Origin of the sequence: Pseudomonas sp. Au-Pse12 (assembly GCF_021341665.1) — a bacterium.
Classification (GTDB): Bacteria; Pseudomonadota; Gammaproteobacteria; order Pseudomonadales; family Pseudomonadaceae; genus Aquipseudomonas.
In genome coordinates this window covers 98683-117075 of record NZ_JAJTTH010000001.1, presented here as the reverse complement: position 1 = coordinate 117075, position 18393 = coordinate 98683, and the positions used below count along the sequence as shown (strand labels likewise).

Annotated in this window: 14 protein-coding genes; 3 read left to right on the top strand and 11 right to left on the bottom strand. The window is 63.6% G+C overall.

What is annotated here, in order from left to right; genetic code table 11:
- The first annotated feature begins 2 nt into the window (after positions 1–2).
- Both LXM55_RS00465 and LXM55_RS00460 read left to right on the top strand, forming a co-directional pair.
- Positions 3–4232 (top strand): RHS repeat-associated core domain-containing protein, encoded by a 4230-nt coding sequence (locus LXM55_RS00465; protein WP_233317569.1) that lies wholly within the window; start codon positions 3–5, stop codon positions 4230–4232.
- Positions 4232–4978: a hypothetical protein gene (locus LXM55_RS00460; RefSeq protein WP_233317567.1), complete on the top strand. Its 747-nt coding sequence runs from the start codon at positions 4232–4234 to the stop codon at positions 4976–4978. The genes LXM55_RS00465 and LXM55_RS00460 overlap by 1 nt, the downstream gene beginning before the upstream one ends.
- A gap of 682 nt (positions 4979–5660) precedes the next feature.
- Here the strand turns inward: LXM55_RS00460 and LXM55_RS00455 are convergent.
- The 7 genes from LXM55_RS00455 to LXM55_RS00425 all read right to left on the bottom strand — a co-directional run bounded on the left by LXM55_RS00455 (position 5661) and on the right by LXM55_RS00425 (position 13277).
- Positions 5661–6665 (bottom strand): Ldh family oxidoreductase, encoded by a 1005-nt coding sequence (locus LXM55_RS00455; protein ID WP_233317566.1) that lies wholly within the window; start codon positions 6663–6665, stop codon positions 5661–5663.
- A gap of 58 nt (positions 6666–6723) precedes the next feature.
- Entirely contained in the window at positions 6724–7575 is an 852-nt protein-coding gene (locus LXM55_RS00450; protein WP_233317565.1) for an ABC transporter substrate-binding protein, read from the bottom strand.
- Positions 7576–7635: 60 nt separating this feature from the next.
- Positions 7636–8298 carry an amino acid ABC transporter permease gene (locus tag LXM55_RS00445; protein ID WP_233317563.1) on the bottom strand — a complete coding sequence of 221 codons (663 nt, stop codon included), beginning with the start codon at positions 8296–8298 and terminating at the stop codon, positions 7636–7638.
- Entirely contained in the window at positions 8295–8936 is a 642-nt protein-coding gene (locus LXM55_RS00440; RefSeq protein WP_233317562.1) for an amino acid ABC transporter permease, read from the bottom strand. The genes LXM55_RS00445 and LXM55_RS00440 overlap by 4 nt, the downstream gene beginning before the upstream one ends.
- Positions 8936–9742, bottom strand: a complete 807-nt coding sequence (locus LXM55_RS00435; protein ID WP_325169824.1) for an amino acid ABC transporter ATP-binding protein — start codon at positions 9740–9742, stop codon at positions 8936–8938. The genes LXM55_RS00440 and LXM55_RS00435 overlap by 1 nt, the downstream gene beginning before the upstream one ends.
- 58 nt (positions 9743–9800) lie before the next feature.
- Positions 9801–11108 carry a M24 family metallopeptidase gene (locus LXM55_RS00430; protein WP_233317560.1) on the bottom strand — a complete coding sequence of 436 codons (1308 nt, stop codon included), beginning with the start codon at positions 11106–11108 and terminating at the stop codon, positions 9801–9803.
- Positions 11109–11240: 132 nt separating this feature from the next.
- A complete protein-coding gene (locus tag LXM55_RS00425; RefSeq protein ID WP_233317558.1) occupies positions 11241–13277 on the bottom strand; it encodes an NADH:flavin oxidoreductase in 2037 nt (678 codons plus the stop codon).
- 127 nt (positions 13278–13404) lie between these two features.
- On the opposite strand from LXM55_RS00425, the gene LXM55_RS00420 reads away from it, so the two are divergent.
- Positions 13405–14085, top strand: a complete 681-nt coding sequence (locus LXM55_RS00420) for a TetR/AcrR family transcriptional regulator (RefSeq protein ID WP_233317556.1) — start codon at positions 13405–13407, stop codon at positions 14083–14085.
- 12 nt (positions 14086–14097) lie between these two features.
- On the opposite strand, the gene LXM55_RS00415 is transcribed toward LXM55_RS00420, so the two are convergent.
- Genes LXM55_RS00415 through LXM55_RS00400 form a run of 4 tightly spaced genes read right to left on the bottom strand, consistent with a single transcriptional unit; the run spans position 14098 to position 18393 of the window.
- A complete protein-coding gene (locus tag LXM55_RS00415; protein WP_233317555.1) occupies positions 14098–14973 on the bottom strand; it encodes an SDR family oxidoreductase in 876 nt (291 codons plus the stop codon).
- A gap of 25 nt (positions 14974–14998) precedes the next feature.
- A complete protein-coding gene (locus tag LXM55_RS00410) occupies positions 14999–16147 on the bottom strand; it encodes an acetyl-CoA C-acetyltransferase (RefSeq protein WP_233317554.1) in 1149 nt (382 codons plus the stop codon).
- The gene (locus LXM55_RS00405; RefSeq protein WP_233317552.1) at positions 16140–17216 is read right to left on the bottom strand and encodes an acyl-CoA dehydrogenase family protein; all 1077 of its coding nucleotides are present in this window, start codon (positions 17214–17216) and stop codon (positions 16140–16142) included. The genes LXM55_RS00410 and LXM55_RS00405 overlap by 8 nt, the downstream gene beginning before the upstream one ends.
- Positions 17217–17226: 10 nt before the next feature.
- Positions 17227–18393, bottom strand: coding sequence for an acyl-CoA dehydrogenase family protein (locus LXM55_RS00400; RefSeq protein ID WP_233317550.1), 1167 nt, complete (start codon positions 18391–18393; stop codon positions 17227–17229).

Sequence of the window (18393 nt, the reverse complement as noted above, 5' to 3'; positions counted from 1 at the left end):
GCATGTTTGAAGCGGCACGGTTAAACGACGAACTGGCCCACAGCAACGCGCTGGTGGGGTTTCTGGTGGGGGCGGCATTGGGGATCGCCTTGATTGCAGCGGTAGCCGTGCTCACCGTCGCCACCTGCGGATTTGGCACCGCCTTGCTGGCCGGGGTGCTGGCGGGTGTCGGCGGCATGGCGCTGACCTCCGCTGGCGAAGCCATAGGGCGAATGTCCAAGGCCCCCGCCGGGGGCATCACCAGCGGATCGCCGGACGTCTTCATCAATGGCCTGAATGCCGCGCAAGTGCAGGACAGCCTGGGTATCTGCACCAAGCATCCGGTGCCGCCGATGGTGGCGGAGGGCTCGGCCAAGGTGTTTATCAACGGCCTGCCGGCGGCGCGCAAGGGCGACAAGCTGACCTGTGGCAGCGTGATCGACAGCGGCTCGGACAGCGTTTTCATCGGGGCCGAAAAAGAGCAGTACCTGGAGATCGAAGACGAGATTCCAGAGTGGCTGCGCACCACGGTCGATATCCTCATGGCCGTGGCCGGCGCCGCTGGCGGGCTGCTGAAACTGGCGCTGACCGCCGGCAAGATCGGCCTGAAGGCGGTCGCCCCTTGTGCATTGAAATTCGCGGCCGGGTTCGTCGCCGGGGAGCTGGCGGGACGCTTCGTCATCGGCCCGGCCATTGGCCGCGTGGCCGGCGGCCTGATTGGCAATCCGGTGGACGCCATCAGTGGCCGCAAACTGCTGCTGGAGGAAAGTGAAACCGACTTCAGCCTGCCAGGGCTGATGCCCATCACCTGGGCGCGCTTCTATGCCAGTGACATTACCCATGAAGGTTTGCTTGGTCGTGGCTGGGTGCTGCCCTGGGAGCAGAGCCTGCGCCTGGAAGATCAACAGCTGTACCTGCGCGACAACCAGGGGCGTGACCTGCCGTTGCCACAACTGGAACCCGGCGAACGCGCCTACCTGACGGACGAGCAACTGTTCGTGGTGCGCTCCGAAGGTGGGCACTACCTGCTGCAAAGCCTGGACAACACCTTCTTCTATTTCGGTGAGCTGGCCAACGACGGCCAGCCAGCGCCCTTGCGGCGCATCGAAAACGCCCTCGGCCACTTCCTCAATTTCAGCTATGACCATCAGCGGCGTCTGAGCGATTTGTGCGCCACCGGCGGCATGCGCCTGCACCTGTGCTACGAGCAGCATGAACAGCGCCTGAGTCGGGTCGAACGAGTGGTCGACAACCTGCCCGTCGAGACCCTGGTGCACTACCAGTACGACGCCAACGGCCAGTTGCGCCGAGTCATCAACCGCAACGGCGAACGGGTGCGCAACTTCGCCTACGACCAGGGCCTGATGGTCGCCCACGAAAACGCCCTTGGCCTGCGCTGTCACTACCGCTGGGAAACCCTCAACGACGGCCGGCCCAGGGTCGCCGAGCACTGGACCAGCGACGGTGAGCGCTACCTCTTCCACTACGACCTGAAACAACGCCAGACCCACATCAAAGACGTGCTCGGACGTAGTGCACGCATCGACTACAACGAAGGTCGGCGGGTTATCGCCAGCCGTGACTTTGGCGGCGAGCAGTACCGTTTCCAGCTCGATGAGTCCGGCAACATGACCGGCCTGGAGTTGCCCGACGGCAGCACCCTGAGCTTCAGCTACGACAAGCTCTCGCGACTGGAGGAGGAAACCGATCCACTGGGCCGCTCGATCCGCTACAGCTATCACCTGGACACCGACCTGATCACCGCCATCGAGCGCGCCGACGGCAGCTGCCAGCGCTGGACCTATGACCGCCGCGGCAACCTGCTCGACAGCACCGACCCGCTGGGTCGGGTGAGCCAGTTTTTCAACACCGACGCCGGCCTGCCCCACACCCGCATCGATCCGCTGGGCAACAGCACCCGGCTGCTGTGGAACGACCTGGGGCAGATCGAGCAGTACCAGGACTGTTCCGGGCAACTGACACGCTATGGCTACGACGCCCACCTGCACCTGGCGAGCATCACCGATGCGCTGCAGAGCACCACGCGCCTCTCCCGCAAGGCCAACGGTGAAGTGCTGCGCATCGACCACCCAGGCGGTACCCATGACCAGTACCGTTACAACGCCCTCGGCCAGTTGCTCAGCCACACCAATGCCGACGGCCACACCACCAGCCTGGCGCGCACGCCCCGCGGCCTGCCCAGCAAGCGCAAGGACCCGCGTGGCCAGCAGGTTCACTATCAGTACGACAAAGCCCAGCGCCTGGTGGCCCTGCTCAACGAAAACAAGGCGGCCTACCGCTTCAGCTACGACGCCAGCGACCGCCTGCTGGAAGAAGTACGCCTCGATGGTCTGCGCCGCCGCTTCAGCTACAGCGCCAACGGCCAACTGAGCCAACTGGAAGAAATCGCCACCAGCCCGACCCTGGTCCGGCTCACTCGCCTGCAACAGTTCGAACACGACGCCGCGGGGCGTCTGCTCAGCCGGGTCACGAGCGATGCCCGCCTGGATTATCACTACGACGATGCGGACCGTCTGATCGCCGTCGAGCGCCTGCCAAGCAAGGCGGGCGAAGCCCTGGGCATCCGCCCCGATCGCCTCGCCTTCAGCTACGACGCCGCCGACCAACTGCTGAGCGAAAGCAGCAGTACCGGTGATCTGGCGTACCACTACGATGCCCTGGGCAACCTCACCGGCCTGGCCCTGCCCGACGGCCGCCAGCTCAACCAGCTCTATTACGGCAGCGGCCACCTGCACCAGATCAACCTCGACGGCCACCTGATCAGCGACTTCGAGCGCGACGCCCTGCACCGCGAAACCCTGCGCACCCAAGGCCGCCTCACCAGCCGCTACGGCTACGACAGCCAGGGGCGCAAACTCTGGCAAGCCGCGATCCGCCTGCCCCACGAACAACTGAGCCAACTGCACGACAAGACTGACCGCCTGCTCGGCCTCCCGGAGCATCCCGCCACCGCACTGCACCGCCGCTATCACTACAGCCCAGGCGGAGAAGTACAGCGCATCGTCGACAAACAGCGAGGCGCCACCGACTTCAACTACGACGCCAGCGGCCAACTGCGCAGCCGCCAACCAAACCACCCACAACTGCACACCGAAGACTTTTCCTACGACCCGGCCGGCAACCTCTGTGGCAGCGGCGATTGGCAATTCGACAAGGTCCAGAACAACCGCCTCATGGCCTTCAAGGACCTGCGTTTTGCCTACGACGACTGGGGCAACCTCAGCGAAAGAAGCAGCGCCAGTGGCGCCCTGCAACGCTTTGCCTACGACTGCGAAAACCGCCTGATCGAGGCCCGGACCTGGCACGGCGCGACCCTGCATAGCCAAGCCCGTTACCACTACGACGCCCTCGGCCGACGCATAGGTAAAGAAGTCACGCAAAACGGCCAGACCCAAGACACGACATTCCTCTGGCAAGGCTTGCGCCTGCTGCAAGAACAACAAGCGCAGCGCCACAGTACCTACGTCTACGAACCCGACAGCTACGCTCCCCTGGCGCGCCTCGACACGGATCCCAGCCTGCCCGAGCAACCGGGCCAGACCTACTACTTCCACACCGACCAGATCGGCACACCGCAGGAAATGACCGATGCCGAAGGGCACGTGGTGTGGCGCGCGTACTACAAGGCCTGGGGCGGATTGGAAGCGTTATCACCGAATACGGTGGAGCAGAATCTGCGCTTTCAAGGTCAGTATCACGACCGAGAAAGCGGGCTGTACTACAACACCTTCAGGTACTACGATCCGGCGGTCGGGCGGTTTACCACGCAGGATCCGATTGGGTTGGCGGGTGGGGAGAACCTGTATCGGTATGCGCCGAATGCGTTGGGGTGGGTTGATCCGTGGGGGTTAACAGCCGAAGGGGTAACAACCCTTTTCCACTATACGACCCAAGAGGGGATGGAAGGAATACTAAAAAGCGGTGTATTAAATGCCTCTACAGGTGATATACATGCCAGATTCGGCAACGGACAGTACTTTACTAACATATCACCAGACATGATTGGCGGCCGCACCATTAAAGACACTGTCGGTAGCGGGAAAATATCTTTAGGCCAATTAGCATCTGACATTTATGGTGACGCAAGAAAACTAAATAGCATAACCAACTACATTGAAATAGATGTTAGAGGACTGGATATCACCGAACCTAGACCGGGAACATTTAGAGTGGCTAACGCCGGCAATCTGGATATTTCCAGCAGAGTAGTTAGAAGTGGGAGCAGCTGTTAATGGAAGAGAAAACATATTATCGTGCAAGCACAGACTTCACTTCCGGCGAGGGCATTATCTATACAGAATTTTTTGGAAATATCGCAGTACGACAGATCAACATCATTAATGACACTTACTATTCATCATCGTGCATTCAAGACTGGGATAAAGATATTGGATATTTGCTATATGATGGAAAGAAAGACGAATTGGACCTGTCAGACTCTGAAAAAATTACCAGTGAGACATTTGAATCAGCTTGGAAGAAAAGCATTTCAGAAAGCGACTTAAACTCTTTGATAAGTTACCACATTGGCGACGCATCCATCCCCATACATAATTCAACTATAATAATACACATCGTGAATAATCATGGAAAATGGGGTAAGGGTTTTGTTCTTTCTTTGTCCAAGCAATACCCTACAACTAAAGATAGTTACTTAAGTTGGTTTAAATCCGGCTTCAACATGGGCGATGTTCAGTTTCTGTCTGTAGATGGTGAGAACAGGATTTTTGTGGCAAATATGCTAGCTCAAAATGGAATCAAGAAATCCGCCAAGGATAACAATACATATATATGCTATGAAAGTTTAGAAGCCTGCCTTTCTAAAATCTCTGACTTCGCTTTAAAAGAGAGGCTAGTTATTCAACTTCCCATGATTGGTGCGGGACTGGGCGGTGGAAACTGGGACACCATACTATCCATTATCACAAAAAAACTATCTTACAATAAAATCCACTGCCATATACTTAAGCTCTCGTAAACAGCACAACCGGGAAAGCTCACACAAAGCTTTCCCAGTTTTTATCGAATGAAAACCGCTACTCACTCACGACTCTTGGCAAAGAAGATAAAATTTAGCCTTGACATTGAAGGCACTATAAAAACCCCTCCACCTGCTAATACCGATGATTTATGCGCACACATCAAATAAGATCTTGAAAGCACTACACTCCAAAAATTATCGCCCACCTTACTCCCAGCAAAAGAACTATTCGCCATGCACCGGAGCCTCCAGATAAATACGCCTATCCGATACCATTCACTGCACCATAAAATACAACGCGACTTGCGATAATACATCCAACTCCTTTACATACATTTAAATCAGGAATATCTGGCTTTCCTTGAGCAAGCTCACCAGGCCTACGCAGCTACCAGCAGCCCCCTCCAAAAGAGGCTCAAGAACCGGTCGCAATCCTACAGAACAGGCCCCTTGTTTAAGGCATTCTTCCGCCCCCTACCGGACCTGCTCGGCCCCACAGAGCACATGGACAAACTCGTGCCCAATCAGCAAGACATCTTCCACACGATAATTTTCCCGCTGCAACAGGATGAGGATGGCTACCCTACGGGTGTTTGTTGAAAACCAGGCCGAACGAACAGCCATCATCCACAGGCTGGAGCCGTCGGGCGCCTATTAGTGTCCGCGCTGGCCGCCAACGCTAAAGTCGCCCCTCTAGTTGCTGATACAAGCCAATAGGCAGGCTGATCCCCTCCTTCTGCGCCCGGGCCCAGGCTTGCTGTTTGGCCTGCCCGGGAGGGTGGACGCCGAGACTCGCCAGACGCTGCATGTGCTGCGCCAGTCGGGTCTCGAACTGGTCATCAAGCAGGTGCGGGGCGATGGCGATCACCAGCAGCCCAGAACCCGGCGATTGCGCGCCGCTTCGAAAGTCGGGCGTATCCAGCGACCAGTTGGCCCCGCTGACACCAGCGGCGAGCACTTCGACCAGCATGGCGATGTTGGCCCCGCGACTGCCTCCGAATGCCAGCAAGGCACCGTGCATGGCCTCGCGGGCACTCAGGGTGGCTGCGCCCTGGGCATCCACCGCCCAGCCTTCGGGGATCGCCTCCCCGGCCTCGGCCGCCTTGAGGAGGTTGACGAAGGCGGTGGCGCTGCTGGCCTGGTCGATCAGCAGCAGGCGCCCGTCGCCACAGGGCGCGGCGAATGCCAGCGGGTTGGTCGAATACATCGGCTGGCGCTGGCCGGCCACAGTCAATAGCGGCGGACCATTGCAGAAGGCCAGTGCCGCCAGCCCTTCGCTGGCCAGGCGCCGGGTGTAATAACCCAGCTCGCCACAGGTAAAACCGTTGTGCAGGGCAAACAGGCTGATCCCCAGTTGCCTGGTGTTGTCGCACAAGGCGCCAAAGGCCTGGTCGAACCCCAACTGCGCGATGCCCTGGCGCGCATCACAACGGATCATCGCCGGCGCCACCTGGGTGATCAGCGGCTGGGCAACGCCTGCAATGCGCCCGCTGGCAAACCCACGGAGGTAATCGACCAGGTGCTCGAAACCGACGCTGGGCAGGCCATGGCCCTGGGCCGATACCGTGGCCTCGGCCAGGGCCTGGGCCACTTCCTCGCTGCTGCCCGCGGCCAGGCAGCAGCGCTGGGCAAAAGCCCTGGCCTCTGCCAGCGACAGACACTTGAACCCTGCATCTTCAGGCATGGATTGCTCCCTGACGCTGTTCCAGAACCGCCCTGGCGAGCGGGCCAAGGGCCATCGGTTATTCCACCAGGCGCGGCGTACCGACGTTGGCGGCTTGTTTATCCAGGCCGAACGCGCCGAGTATCTCCGCCATTTCACCCGACGCGTGCAAGGCCTGGATGTTGTCGTTCAGCGCCACGCCCAGCGCGGTATTGGCCTTGGTGTGCGGGAAGCCGGACTGCCCCGGTTGCAAGGTGGCCCTCACCCGTGGGTCGGGTGCCGAGACCTTGATGTGCTGGCCCTGGTACGCGCCCTTCTGCTGTGAAGCCACGCCGACGGCGAAGCTGTCGACACCCAGTGCAATCCGCTTGGAGGCCAGGTCCTGGGCCATGGCCACCGGGTTGGGGTACAGCACCAGGTTGTCGCCAAAGGTCTTTTTCAGGTCGTCGACCCACAGGTAGCCCTGCACCGTGCCGATGCGCTTGCCTTCAAGCTCGGAGATTGTCGAATAACCTTCGCTGGAGATAATTCCCATCATGTCCAGGTACAACGGCGCGGACAGGCCCAGGACCTTGCTGCGCTCGGCGGTGCGGTACCAGTCGCCGATGCCGACGTCGGCCCGCCGCGCGATCACCGACTGGATCACCGCCGCCGGGTCCACCACGGTCAGCTTGATCTCCAGGCACTCCCTGGCGGCAATACGCTTGATGATTTCACCATCGACCCCGCTCAACTGGTTGCCCGGCCCGGGAATCGAGTACGGGGGAAAGACCCAGGCCGCGACCGCCAGCACCCCGGGGGTCAGGGTTTCGAACTGGTGGGCCGGCTTGCAGTCCGCCAAGGCCAGGGGCGCGCCAACCAGGGTCGCGCCACCCACCAGGGAGGAACAAAGGAATGCCCAACGGGTAATGCGTTTGAATGAACGGATCATGACTTCACCTGTGCATGGCTTGCGTTGAGAGAACAGCCGCCGAAAGACGGCCCGAGCGGGTCACGCGTGCTGGCTGGGCGCCAGTCTTTTCTCCAGTGCCGCCACGCCCAGGGTCGCCGGCGCGCAAACTGCGGCATACATCAGGCCGGCCAGGGTCAGCACCGGCAGGTACTCGAAGGTGGATGAACCAATGGCCGAGGCGCGGCTGACAAGCTCCGGCAAGGCGATGGTGAAACACAGCGACGAGGCCTGGAACATCATGATCGAGAACCCCAGCAACGACGGCAGGGCCACCCGCAGCGCCTGGGGCAGGATGATGAAGCGCAGCGCATCAAGGCGATTCAGGCCAATCACCTCGGCCGCCTCGTTCTGCCCCTGGGCCACGGCCTCGATACCGCCGCGGATGATCTCGCTGGTGTAGGCCGCGGTGCAGTAGGCCAGGGCCAGGGCCGCGGCCCAGAAGGAGCTCAGGATCAGGCCGGCCGAGGGCAGGCCGAAATAGACGTACTGCAGCAGGATCAGCGCCGGCGCGCCGCGCCCCAGTTCGACGATCAGCAACGAGGGGTAGCGCAGCATGCGGCTCGCCGCCGACACTCCCAGCGCCAGCAGCAAACCCAGGACCACCCCCAGCGCCAGGCTGACGGCGGTGACCTGCATCGACAGCACAAAGCCCTTCCACAGTTCGGGAAACCAGGCAAGCCACATCGAAAGGATCTCGTTCATCGGGCCACCCTCTGCTTCAAGGTGGCCGCCAGCCAGCGCGAGAACAGCGCCACCGGCACGCTGAGAATCAGGTAGACCACCGCCGCCACGCTGTACACCCCCAGCCCTTGAAAGGTTTGCTGGGACAGCTGATACGCCTGGAAGCTGACGTCACCGACACCGATAGTCGAAGCCACGGCCGAGTCCTTGAGCAGGCCGATGGCATAGGTGGCCGAGGTGGGAATGGCGATGCGCACCAGTTGCGGCAGCAGCACATCGAAAAACCGCTGGGCCGGCGAAAGATTGAGCACCTGCGCCGCCTCGAACTGCCCCTGGGGAATCGCCGCGAAGGCACCGCGATAGACCTCCGACATATGCGCCGCGGTGATCAGCCCCAGGCCCAGCACTGCGGCGGTGAACGGCGACAGGACGATGTAGCCGCCCCCCATGCCGAAGAAGATGAAAAACAGCCAGACAATCGGCGGGATCGAACGCAGGGTCAGCACCAGCATCGCCGCCAGCCAGCGACACAGCTTCAGGTTCGACAGCCGCAGGGCGCAGAGGGGAAAGCCCAGCACCACGCCGATGCAGAACGCGCCCAGGGTCACGCTCAGGGTCCAGGGCACGCCGCGCAACAGGACCAGTAGAATATCCACCATCAGCGATTCCTCACGGCCTGGAGAAACTGCGCCACCCGCGCGTGCTGCGGCTCGCGCATCACCTGGGCACTGGGCCCCTGCTCGATGATCCGCCCCTCGGCCATGACCACCACGCGGTCGGAAACGGTCTCGGCAAAGTGCATCTCGTGGGTCACCACCAGCATCGACATGCCTTCGCGCGCCAGTTCCTTCATCACCGCCAGCACCTCCAGGCCCAGCTCGGGGTCGAGGGCCGAGGTCGGCTCGTCGAACAGCATCAGCTCCGGCTCCAGCGCCAGGGCCCGGGCGATGGCGATGCGTTGCTGCTGGCCGCCGGAGCAGCGTGCCGGGTAGGCGTTGGCCTTGTCCGCCAGGCCCACGCGGTCGAGCAACTGCAAAGAGCGGGCATCCGCTTCCTCGGCGCTGCGGCCCAGGGTGCGAATCTGCGCCAGGCTGACATTGCGCAGCACCGTGAGGTGCGGAAACAGGTTGAACGACTGGAACACCATGCCAATGCGCCGGCGCAGCTTGAGCAACTCGCTCCTGGGCAGCGGGCGTCCGGCCTCGATATGCACCCCGTCCATGCTGACCCGGCCGCGGGTCGCCGGCTCCAGCTGGTTGATGCAACGCAGCAAGGTGCTCTTGCCGGAGCCGCTGGGGCCGATAATCGCCACCACCTCGCCTTGGGCCATCTCGAAACACACGTCGTGCAACACCGGGTAAGGACCGAACTGCTTGTGAATCGCTTCCAGGCGCAGAAAGGGTTCGGCGCTGGGCGCCGGGCGCGACGCCAGGGCGGCGCTGTCGATCACGGTCATGCTGCTCATGTTTTTTTCTCCGGACAGGGTAGACGCCATGCCTGCAAGAACCAGGCAACAACCGCTGTTATCGATCGTCGTCGACTAACGGGGTACGCGAGAGCTTGACCGCTCCCGTCGCACTGATCAGCACCTGCTCTTCGAGCTTCACGCCTTCATGGCCACCTTGCTCGCCGATGTAGCTCTCCACCGAGAGCACCATGTTTTCCTCGAAATGGCCGTCATAGCCCCACTCGGCAAAGTCCACTGCGTAGGCCACGCTGGGGTACTCATCCACCAGGCCGACACCGTGCAGCATCATCATGTAGCGGTTGTGCTCGAACTGCCTGGGCACCGGCCAGCAGCGCTCGGCAAACTCGCGAAACGACAACCCCGGGCGCAGCAGGTCGAGGTTGCAACTGATTTGCTGCGAAGCGATGTCCAGCAGCGCGCGCTGGGCCGCCGTCGGCGTCTTGCCGGGGCAGATGAAACTGCGGGAGATGTCCGAGAGATAGCCCCCCGGCCCGACCATGTCGGTGTCGAAACAGACCATCTCGCCGGCCTCGATGACCTTGTCCGAGGCGTCCTGGAACCAGGGATTGGTGCGCGGGCCGGAGTTCAGCAGGCGGCTCTCGGCCCACTCCCCGCCCTGGGCCACGTTGGTCCCGTGCATGATGCTCCACAGCTGGTTTTCAGTGATGCCCGGCACCAGGCTGGCGCGCATGCGGGCAATCGCCAGGTCGCACACATCCATCGACACCCGGTGGCTGGCAATCTCCTGCACCGACTTGATCAGCCGCGCCTGCTCCATCAGCGGCTGGGCGTCGAACAGCTGGATGCCCTGGGCCTTGAGTCTTTCCGCGCCCCAGGGGTCGCAGCGGTCCACCGCCAGGCGTCGATTGCCCGCGCCATGTCGGGCCATCAGGTCGGCCACTTCGAGGGCCCAGCGCTGGGCTTTTTCCTCGACCCGCGGGCCGGCGAGGAAGTACAGCCAGGGGATCGCCGGACGGATTTCATCAATGGTTTCGATGTGCTCGCTGTTGTGCCGGCTGCTGGTGAATTCGAACAGCACCACCGGGCCATCGGTGGCCACGAATACGTAACGGCTGGGGGAATGCATCACCCACAGGCCGAGGTTATTGGTATCGGTGGCGTAGCGAATATTGATCGGGTCGGCCAGCAGCACGCCGGCGTAATCGTGCTCGCGCAGTTGCTGGCGGATGCGTTCCAGGCGGTACTGGCGCAGCGCCGGCCGGTCAATCGCGGCATAGGCCGCCAGCAGGCCGTGGTCGACCGGGGCCAAGGCATGCCCGGTGACGCTGGCATCACTGCGATAGCGCAGCGGGCGTGGGGGTACGGCATTGAGCAGCTCGGTGAAATCGGTATCCGTGTGCATGCAACAACCTCCGTGGGGAAGAGTTTGACGTTAATCAAAACCAATCGGGCCAACATTCGGGGCAGTGACATAAAGACGTGGGAAACGGATGACGGCTGTCTTTCTTATGGTTCAGAGCACAGCAACAAGTCGCTAGAGGTCCTTGACCAGGCGCAGGGCGTCGTAGATCGCCGCATGGGTGTTACGCGATGCCACCGCATCGCCGATTCGGAACAACTGGAAACGCCCCTGGGGGTTGGTCACCACTCGCTGCACGTTGCCGGCAATCAGGTCCCGGTACTCCACGGCGCCTTCATTGCTGGCCTGGGGCTGGAGCTCGAAATACAGCTCGTCCAGCGGCCGGGTGCCATGGTTGACCACGATCTGGTCCACCTGCCGGGTTTTCTCGAGGTCGCTGTAATCGGTGCCGATGGTCGCCAGCAACTGGTCGCCCTGGCGTTCCACGGCCTTGAGCCGGTAGGTGACGGTAAAGGTGGTGTCCAGCCGTTGCAGCGAACGCATGTAGGGCACCAGGTTCATGCCCATCACCTCCGGCGCGAAGGAGCGGTCGGGGGTCATGATCTCGGTCCGGGCCCCGCTGCGGGCAATCACCTCGGCGGCCTGCAAGCCCGCGTGATCACCGGCATCGTCGTACACCAGCACATTGCGCCCGGGCTTGACGTCGCCGGAAATGATGTCCCAGCTCGACACCAACCACTGGTTGCCCTGCGCAAGGACGTCGGTGTGCGGCAAGCCGCCGGTGGCGACAATCACCACGTCGGGCTGTTCATCGAGCACCATCGCCGCATCGGCCCAGGTGTTGAAGCGAAACTTGACGCCCAGGCGCTCGCACTGCGCCATGCGCCAATCGATGATGCTGATCATCTCCTTGCGCCGCTCGGACTGCGCGGTCAGGCGCACCTGCCCGCCGGGCTGGTCGGCCACCTCCAGCACCAGCACCTCATGCCCGCGCTCGCCGGCCACCCGCGCCGCCTCCAGGCCGCCGGGCCCGGCGCCGATGATCAGGACCTTGCGCGGCTGCGCGGCCTTGGGCACCTCATGCGGCATGCTGGTTTCGCGGCCGGTGGCGGCGTTGTGAATGCAGTAGGCGGCGCCGGCGTTGTAGATCCGGTCCAGGCAATAGTTGGCGCCGACACAGGGGCGGATCTCATCTTCACGGCCTTCGATGATCTTGCGCACGATATGCGGGTCGGTCATGTGCGCGCGGGTCATGCCCACCATGTCCACCAGGCCCGAGGCAATCGCGTGGCGGGCGGTGGCGACGTCGGGAATCTTCGCCGCATGGAACGTCGGGAAGCCGGTCAGGGCGCGGATCTCCCCGGCGAAGTCCAGGTGCGGCGCGTTGCGCATGCCCTGGATCGGAATGATGTCGGTCAGCCCGGCATCGGTGGCGATATTGCCGCGAATCACATTGAGAAAGTCGACCATGCCGCTGTCTTTCAGCAGCTGCGAGATCTGCAGCCCCTCCTCCTTCTCCAGGCCGCCGGCCAGTACCTCGTCGCCGGTGTAGCGAATGCCGACGATGAAGTCCGGGCCCACCCGCTGGCGGATCGCACTCAGCACCTCGAAGGTGAAACGCAGGCGGTTGTGCAGCGAACCACCGTAGGCGCCCTCCAGCTCGTTGGTCAGCGGCGACCAGAACTGGTCCATCAGGTGGCCGTAGGCTTGCAGCTCGATGCCATCCAGGCCGGCGGCCTGCATGCGTTCGGCGGCGTCGGCGTAGTCGCCGATGATGCGTTCGATGTCCCAGATCTCCAGCTTCTTGGGAAAGGCCCGGTGCGCCGGTTCCTGGTTGTGCGAAGGCGACACCACCGGCAGCCAGTCGCCCTTGTCCCAGCGGGTGCGCCGCCCCAGGTGAGTGAGCTGGATCATCACCGCCGCGCCATGCTCGTGGCATTCGTCGGTGAGGTCTTTCATCCAGCCGACCACTTCGTCCTTGTACGCCAGGATATTGTTGAACACCGGCGGGCTGTCGCGGGAGATCGCCGCCGAGCCTGCGGTCATGGTCATGGCCACGCCGGCCTTGGCGCGCTCGACGTGATAGGCCCGATACAATTGCTTCGGCATGCCGTCTTCGGGGTACGCCGGCTCGTGGGAGGTGGTGATAATGCGGTTGCGAAGTGTCAGGTGCTTGAGGCGATAAGGCTGAAGAAGCGGATCGTTATTCATATCGGTCTCGCATACGGGTCATCAGGCAAGGCAGACGATAGACCTCAATGTACACAAGTGTCAATAACATGGACAGTGGTGTATATTCACCGCCGTCAAGGTCAACCGGACAAGGAAAGAACGCCCCATGAAAGCAACCAGCAACAGTGCCGAAGCCGCCGGCCGCGGCTCTCTGGAGAGCTGGCTCAATGCAGCCTACGAGAGCCTCAAGGAATCGGGGGTGGATGCCGTGCGGGTGATGCCGCTGGCGAAGAAACTCAACCTGTCGCGCACCAGTTTCTACTGGTATTTCCAGGACCGCGAAGCCCTGCTCGAAGCCCTGGTGAACCTGTGGAAGAACAAGAACACCTTGAGCCTGGTGTCACAGTCCGAGGCCTATGCCGAATCCATCACCGAGGCGATTCTCAACGTCTTCGACTGCTGGCTGAACAGCGAATTGTTCGATTCACAATTCGAGTTCGCGATGCGCAGTTGGGCCCTGCAATCGCCCGAGGTGGCGCAGGAAATCCGCCAGGCCGATGCCCAGCGGGTACAGGCCCTGGCACAGATGTTCGACCGTTTCGGTTTCGCCCACGACGCCGCCGTGACCCGCGCGCGCTCGATCTACCTGACCCAGATCGGCTACATCAGCATGAACACCCAGGAACCGCTGGCGCAGCGCATGCGCTACATCCCCGAGTACCTGCAGATCTTCACCGGCGTCGAGCCCCAGCCCCGGGAGCTGGAGCGTTTCTTTCAGCGCAATGGTTTTTCCTCGGCCGAGCTGGCAACCCAGGGCCATGCAGCCCCCCAGGCCCTTGCCAAATGACCCCCCACCGGCTCAATGGCCATAGACCTTCTGCGCCGGCGCCCGCCGCGCCAGCAACTGCGCCACCGCCTCACCGATCTGCGCCACCGGCCAACGCGCCTGCCGGTCCAGGGAGGGGCCGGTGCGCCAGCCCTCGGCCAGCGACAGCTTGCCACCTTCGACCTCGAACACCTGCCCGGTGACCGCCGCCGACGCCTCGGAGCCGAGCCAGACCACCAGCGGGGCGACATTCTCCGGGGCGAAGTGGTCGAAGCCGGTCTCGGGCTTTTTCATCACCTCGGCGAATACCTGCTCGGTCATGCCGGTGCGCGCCGCCGGAGCCAAGGCGTTGACGGTCACCCCGTAGCGCTGCAACTCCGCCGCCTGGACCAGGGTCAAGGACGCGATGCCGCCTTTGGCCGCCGCATAGTTGGACTGGCCGATGGAACCCTGCAAACCGGCCCCGGAGCTGGTGTTGATGATCCGCCCGCTGACCGCGATGCCGGCCTTGGCCCGGTCCCGCCAGTAGCGCGCGGCATGGCTGGCGATGCAGAAATGGCCCTTGAGGTGCACCGCGACCACCTGGTCCCAATCGGCCTCGCTGAGGCTGCTGAACATGCGGTCGCGGCAAATTCCGGCGTTGTTCACCAGCACATGCAGGTCGCCGAAGCACGCCAGGGCTTGCCGGACAATTCGTCCGGCCGCCTCGTAGTCGGTGATGTCGTCGCTGTTGGCCACGGCGCGGCCGCCCTGGCCCACGATCTGCGCCACCACCGCCGCGGCCGCCTCGGGATTGATGTCGTTGACCAGCACCCTGGCGCCCGCCTCGGCAAAGGCCAGGGCATAGCAGCGACCCAGGCCACCACCGGCCCCCGTGATGATCACGACACGCTTTTCACAGCTCTTCATCGTTACGCCTCCTTGAGCGGCGCCTCTACAGGCGCTCGATAATGGTCACGTTGGCCTGGCCACCGCCTTCGCACATGGTCTGCAGGCCGAAACGCCCACCGCTGCGCTCCAGCTCGTGCAACAGGCTGCACATCAAGCGGGTGCCGGTGGCGCCCAGGGGGTGGCCGAGGGCGATGGCACCGCCGTTGACGTTGGTCCGGGCCTGGGGGTAGCCGGTCTCCCTGAGCCAGGCCATGGCCACCGACGCGAAGGCTTCGTTGATTTCCACCCGGTCGATGTCGTCCAGGCGCATGCCGGCGCGGCGCAAGGCATGAGCGGTAGCGGGGATCGGCGCGGTGAGCATCCAGATCGGATCGGCGGCGCGCACGCTCATGTGGTGGATGCGCGCGCGCGGGGTCAGGCCATAGCGCTTGAGCGCGGTTTCCGAGACGATCAGCAGCGCACTGGCGGCGTCGCAGGTCTGGCTGGACACCGCCGCCGTGACCCGGTCACAGCCGAACAGCAACTCCAGCTCGGCCATTTTCGCCAGGCTGGTGTGGCGCGGCGTCTCGTCCTGCGCGACCCCGGCCAGGGGCAGGATTTCCCGGTTGAAGCGCCCCTGCTCCTGCGCCTGCAGCGCCCGGCGATGGGACTCCAGGGCGTACTCCTCCAACGCCTCTCGCGACAAGCCCCACTTCTCGGCAATCCTCTGCGCCGCGCGAAACTGCGTCGGCGGCAATGGGCCGTAACGCCGGACCCAGCCCTCGGAGCCGCTGAACGGGTCACTGAAACCCAGGGGTTCAGCGGCGCTCATGGCCGAGGCGATGGGGATCTGGCTCATGGTCTGCACGCCACCGGCGATCACCACGTCCTGGGTGCCGCTCATCACCGCCTGGGCGGCGAAATGCACCGCCTGCTGCGATGAGCCGCACTGGCGGTCGATGGTGGTGCCGGGCACTTCCTCGGCCAACCCGGCGGCCAGCCAACTGGTGCGGGCGATGTCCCCGGCCAACGGGCCGATGGTGTCGACGCACCCGAAGATCACGTCGTCGTAGTCCGCTTCGGGGATGCCGTTGCGCGCCACCAGGCCGCGCAGCACATGGGCCCCCAGGTCGGCGGCGTGGATCCGGCTCAGGCCGCCCTGGCGCCGCCCGGTGGGGCTGCGCAGGGCGTCAACGATATAGGCTTCAGGCATCTGGGCCTCCTTGGGCAAAGGTCTGGCCGGCGCCGAGCGGCGCCTGCGGGTCGAACAGCGCCTGGCGCACCCGGGCCTTGTGCCGGCAAGGGTCGCCCCAGGCCTTGTCCAGGGCCCAGGCACGCTTCATGAACAGTTGCAGATCCACCTCCCAGGTGTACCCCATGGCGCCATGGGCCTGGATCGCGTGCTTCGCCGCCAGCATGGCCGCCTCGGCGCAGGCCAGCTTGGCGTGCGAGACCTGAACGTCGAGGCCCGGGCTTCCCTGATCCAGGGCCCAGGCCGCGCGAAACAGCGGGCCCTTGGCGAACTCGACCTGCACCGCGACATTGGCCATCAGGTGCTTGACCGCCTGGAACGAGCCCACCGGCTGACCGAACTGCTTGCGCTCGAAGGTGTAGTCCACCGCCAGGTCGACCATGCGCCGGGCCAGGCCGAGCAGCTGCGCCGCGGTGCCCAGGGCACCGCGATTGAAGGCCGCGGCCCAGAGCTGTCGGCCTTGAGTCGCATCGGCCACGCAGGTGGCCGCGCTGGGCGTCCAGTGAACCTGGAACAGCTGGCGGCTGGGGTCCATCGACTCGTTGCGAACCAGGCGCACCGCCGCCGGTTCCACGGCATGCACCTCATCGCCATGGGCCAGCAGCAACAGATCGGCGACATGCGCATCACTGACCAACGGATGCCCCGGCTGCGCCACCGCCAAGCGCGTGCGGCCCTCGGCGACCCGCGTCAGCCAGTGTTGCTTGAGCGGCGTCCGGGCGTCATCGAGCGCCGCCAGCAAGGGCACGCCGATCAGCGCCGTGTCCACCCAGGGCTCGGTCAGGGCGGCATAACCGCATTCCTGGGCCAGCAGCACCACATCGACCAGCGACAGGCCCATGCCGCCGTACGGCTCGGGCACCGTCAGCAGGTTCAGGCCCAGTTCGGACAACTGCCCCCAGAGCCGCTCGCACCGCCCGCTGGGGCTCTGCCACAGTTCGCGCAAGCGCTCGGGAGGCACCTCATTGATCAGGAAGGCCCGCAGGTTGTCCTGGAACAGCAGTTGATCGGAGGTAAAGCTGAAATCCATGGTCTGCTCCTCAGGCCCGGGGCATGCCGAGCATGCGTTCGGCGATGATGTTGCGCTGAATCTCGTTGGTCCCGGCGTAGATCGAGCCGGCCTGGGCAAACAGGAAACCCTCCAGCCACTGACCGACGTCGCCGGCCGCCGAAGCACCGGGCAGCAACTCGCCGCGCAGCCCGAGAATGCTCATCGCGGTCTCGTGCAGGTGCTGATCGAGTTCGGACCAGAAGATCTTGTTGGTGGATGACTCCGGGCCGATCTTGCCGCCCTGGACCAGCAGCGAAGCGGTCATGTAGGTGTTCAGGGTGTAGGCCTCGGCGTCGAGCCAGGCGCGCATCACCGCCTCGCCGATGCTCGGGTCGAGGCCGGCGGTGGCGCGGTTGGCCTGGTACAGCTGCACCAGTCGGCGCGCGCTTTCCTGGTAGCGCGCCGGTGAACGCAGCAGCAGCCCGCGCTCGAAACCGGCGGTGGACATCGCCACGTGCCAGCCACGGCCCTCGCCACCCAGGACATTCTCCAGCGGCACCTTGACGTCATCGAAGAAGATTTCCGCAAAGCCCGGCAGGCCGTTGAGCTGACGGATCGGCCGCACCGTCACCCCCGGACTGTCCAGGGGCACCAGGATGAACGTCAAGCCGTGGTGGCGCCGGGATTCGGGGTCGCTGCGAAAAATCCCGAACGCCCAGTCAGCCCAGACCGCCCGGGTCGACCAGGTTTTCTGGCCATTGAGCACGTAGTGATCGCCAACCCGCTCGGCCCGCGAACGGATCGCCGCCATGTCCGAACCGGCGCCGGGCTCCGACCAGGCCTGGGCCCAGATCTGCTCACCAGTGGCCATGGCCGGCAGGAAGCGCTTTTTCTGCTGCTCGCTGCCGAACTCCATCAGGGTCGGACCGAGGAGGAAGATGCCGTTCTGGTTGACCCGCGCCGGGGCGCCCGCGCGGTAGTACTCCTCTTCGAAGATCAGCCACTCGATCAGGTCGCAGCCGCGACCGCCCATTTCCCGGGGCCAGGTGACCATGCCCCAGCGTCCCTGGTTGAGCCTGGCTTCCCAGGCCCGGTGCTGGGCAAAACCCTGCTCGGTATCAAAGGAGGCCAGCGGCGCGTCGGGCACGTTGGCCGCCAGCCAGGCCCGGGCCTCGGCCCGCAGCGCCTGCTGCGCCGGTGTGTAGTTGAGGTTCAT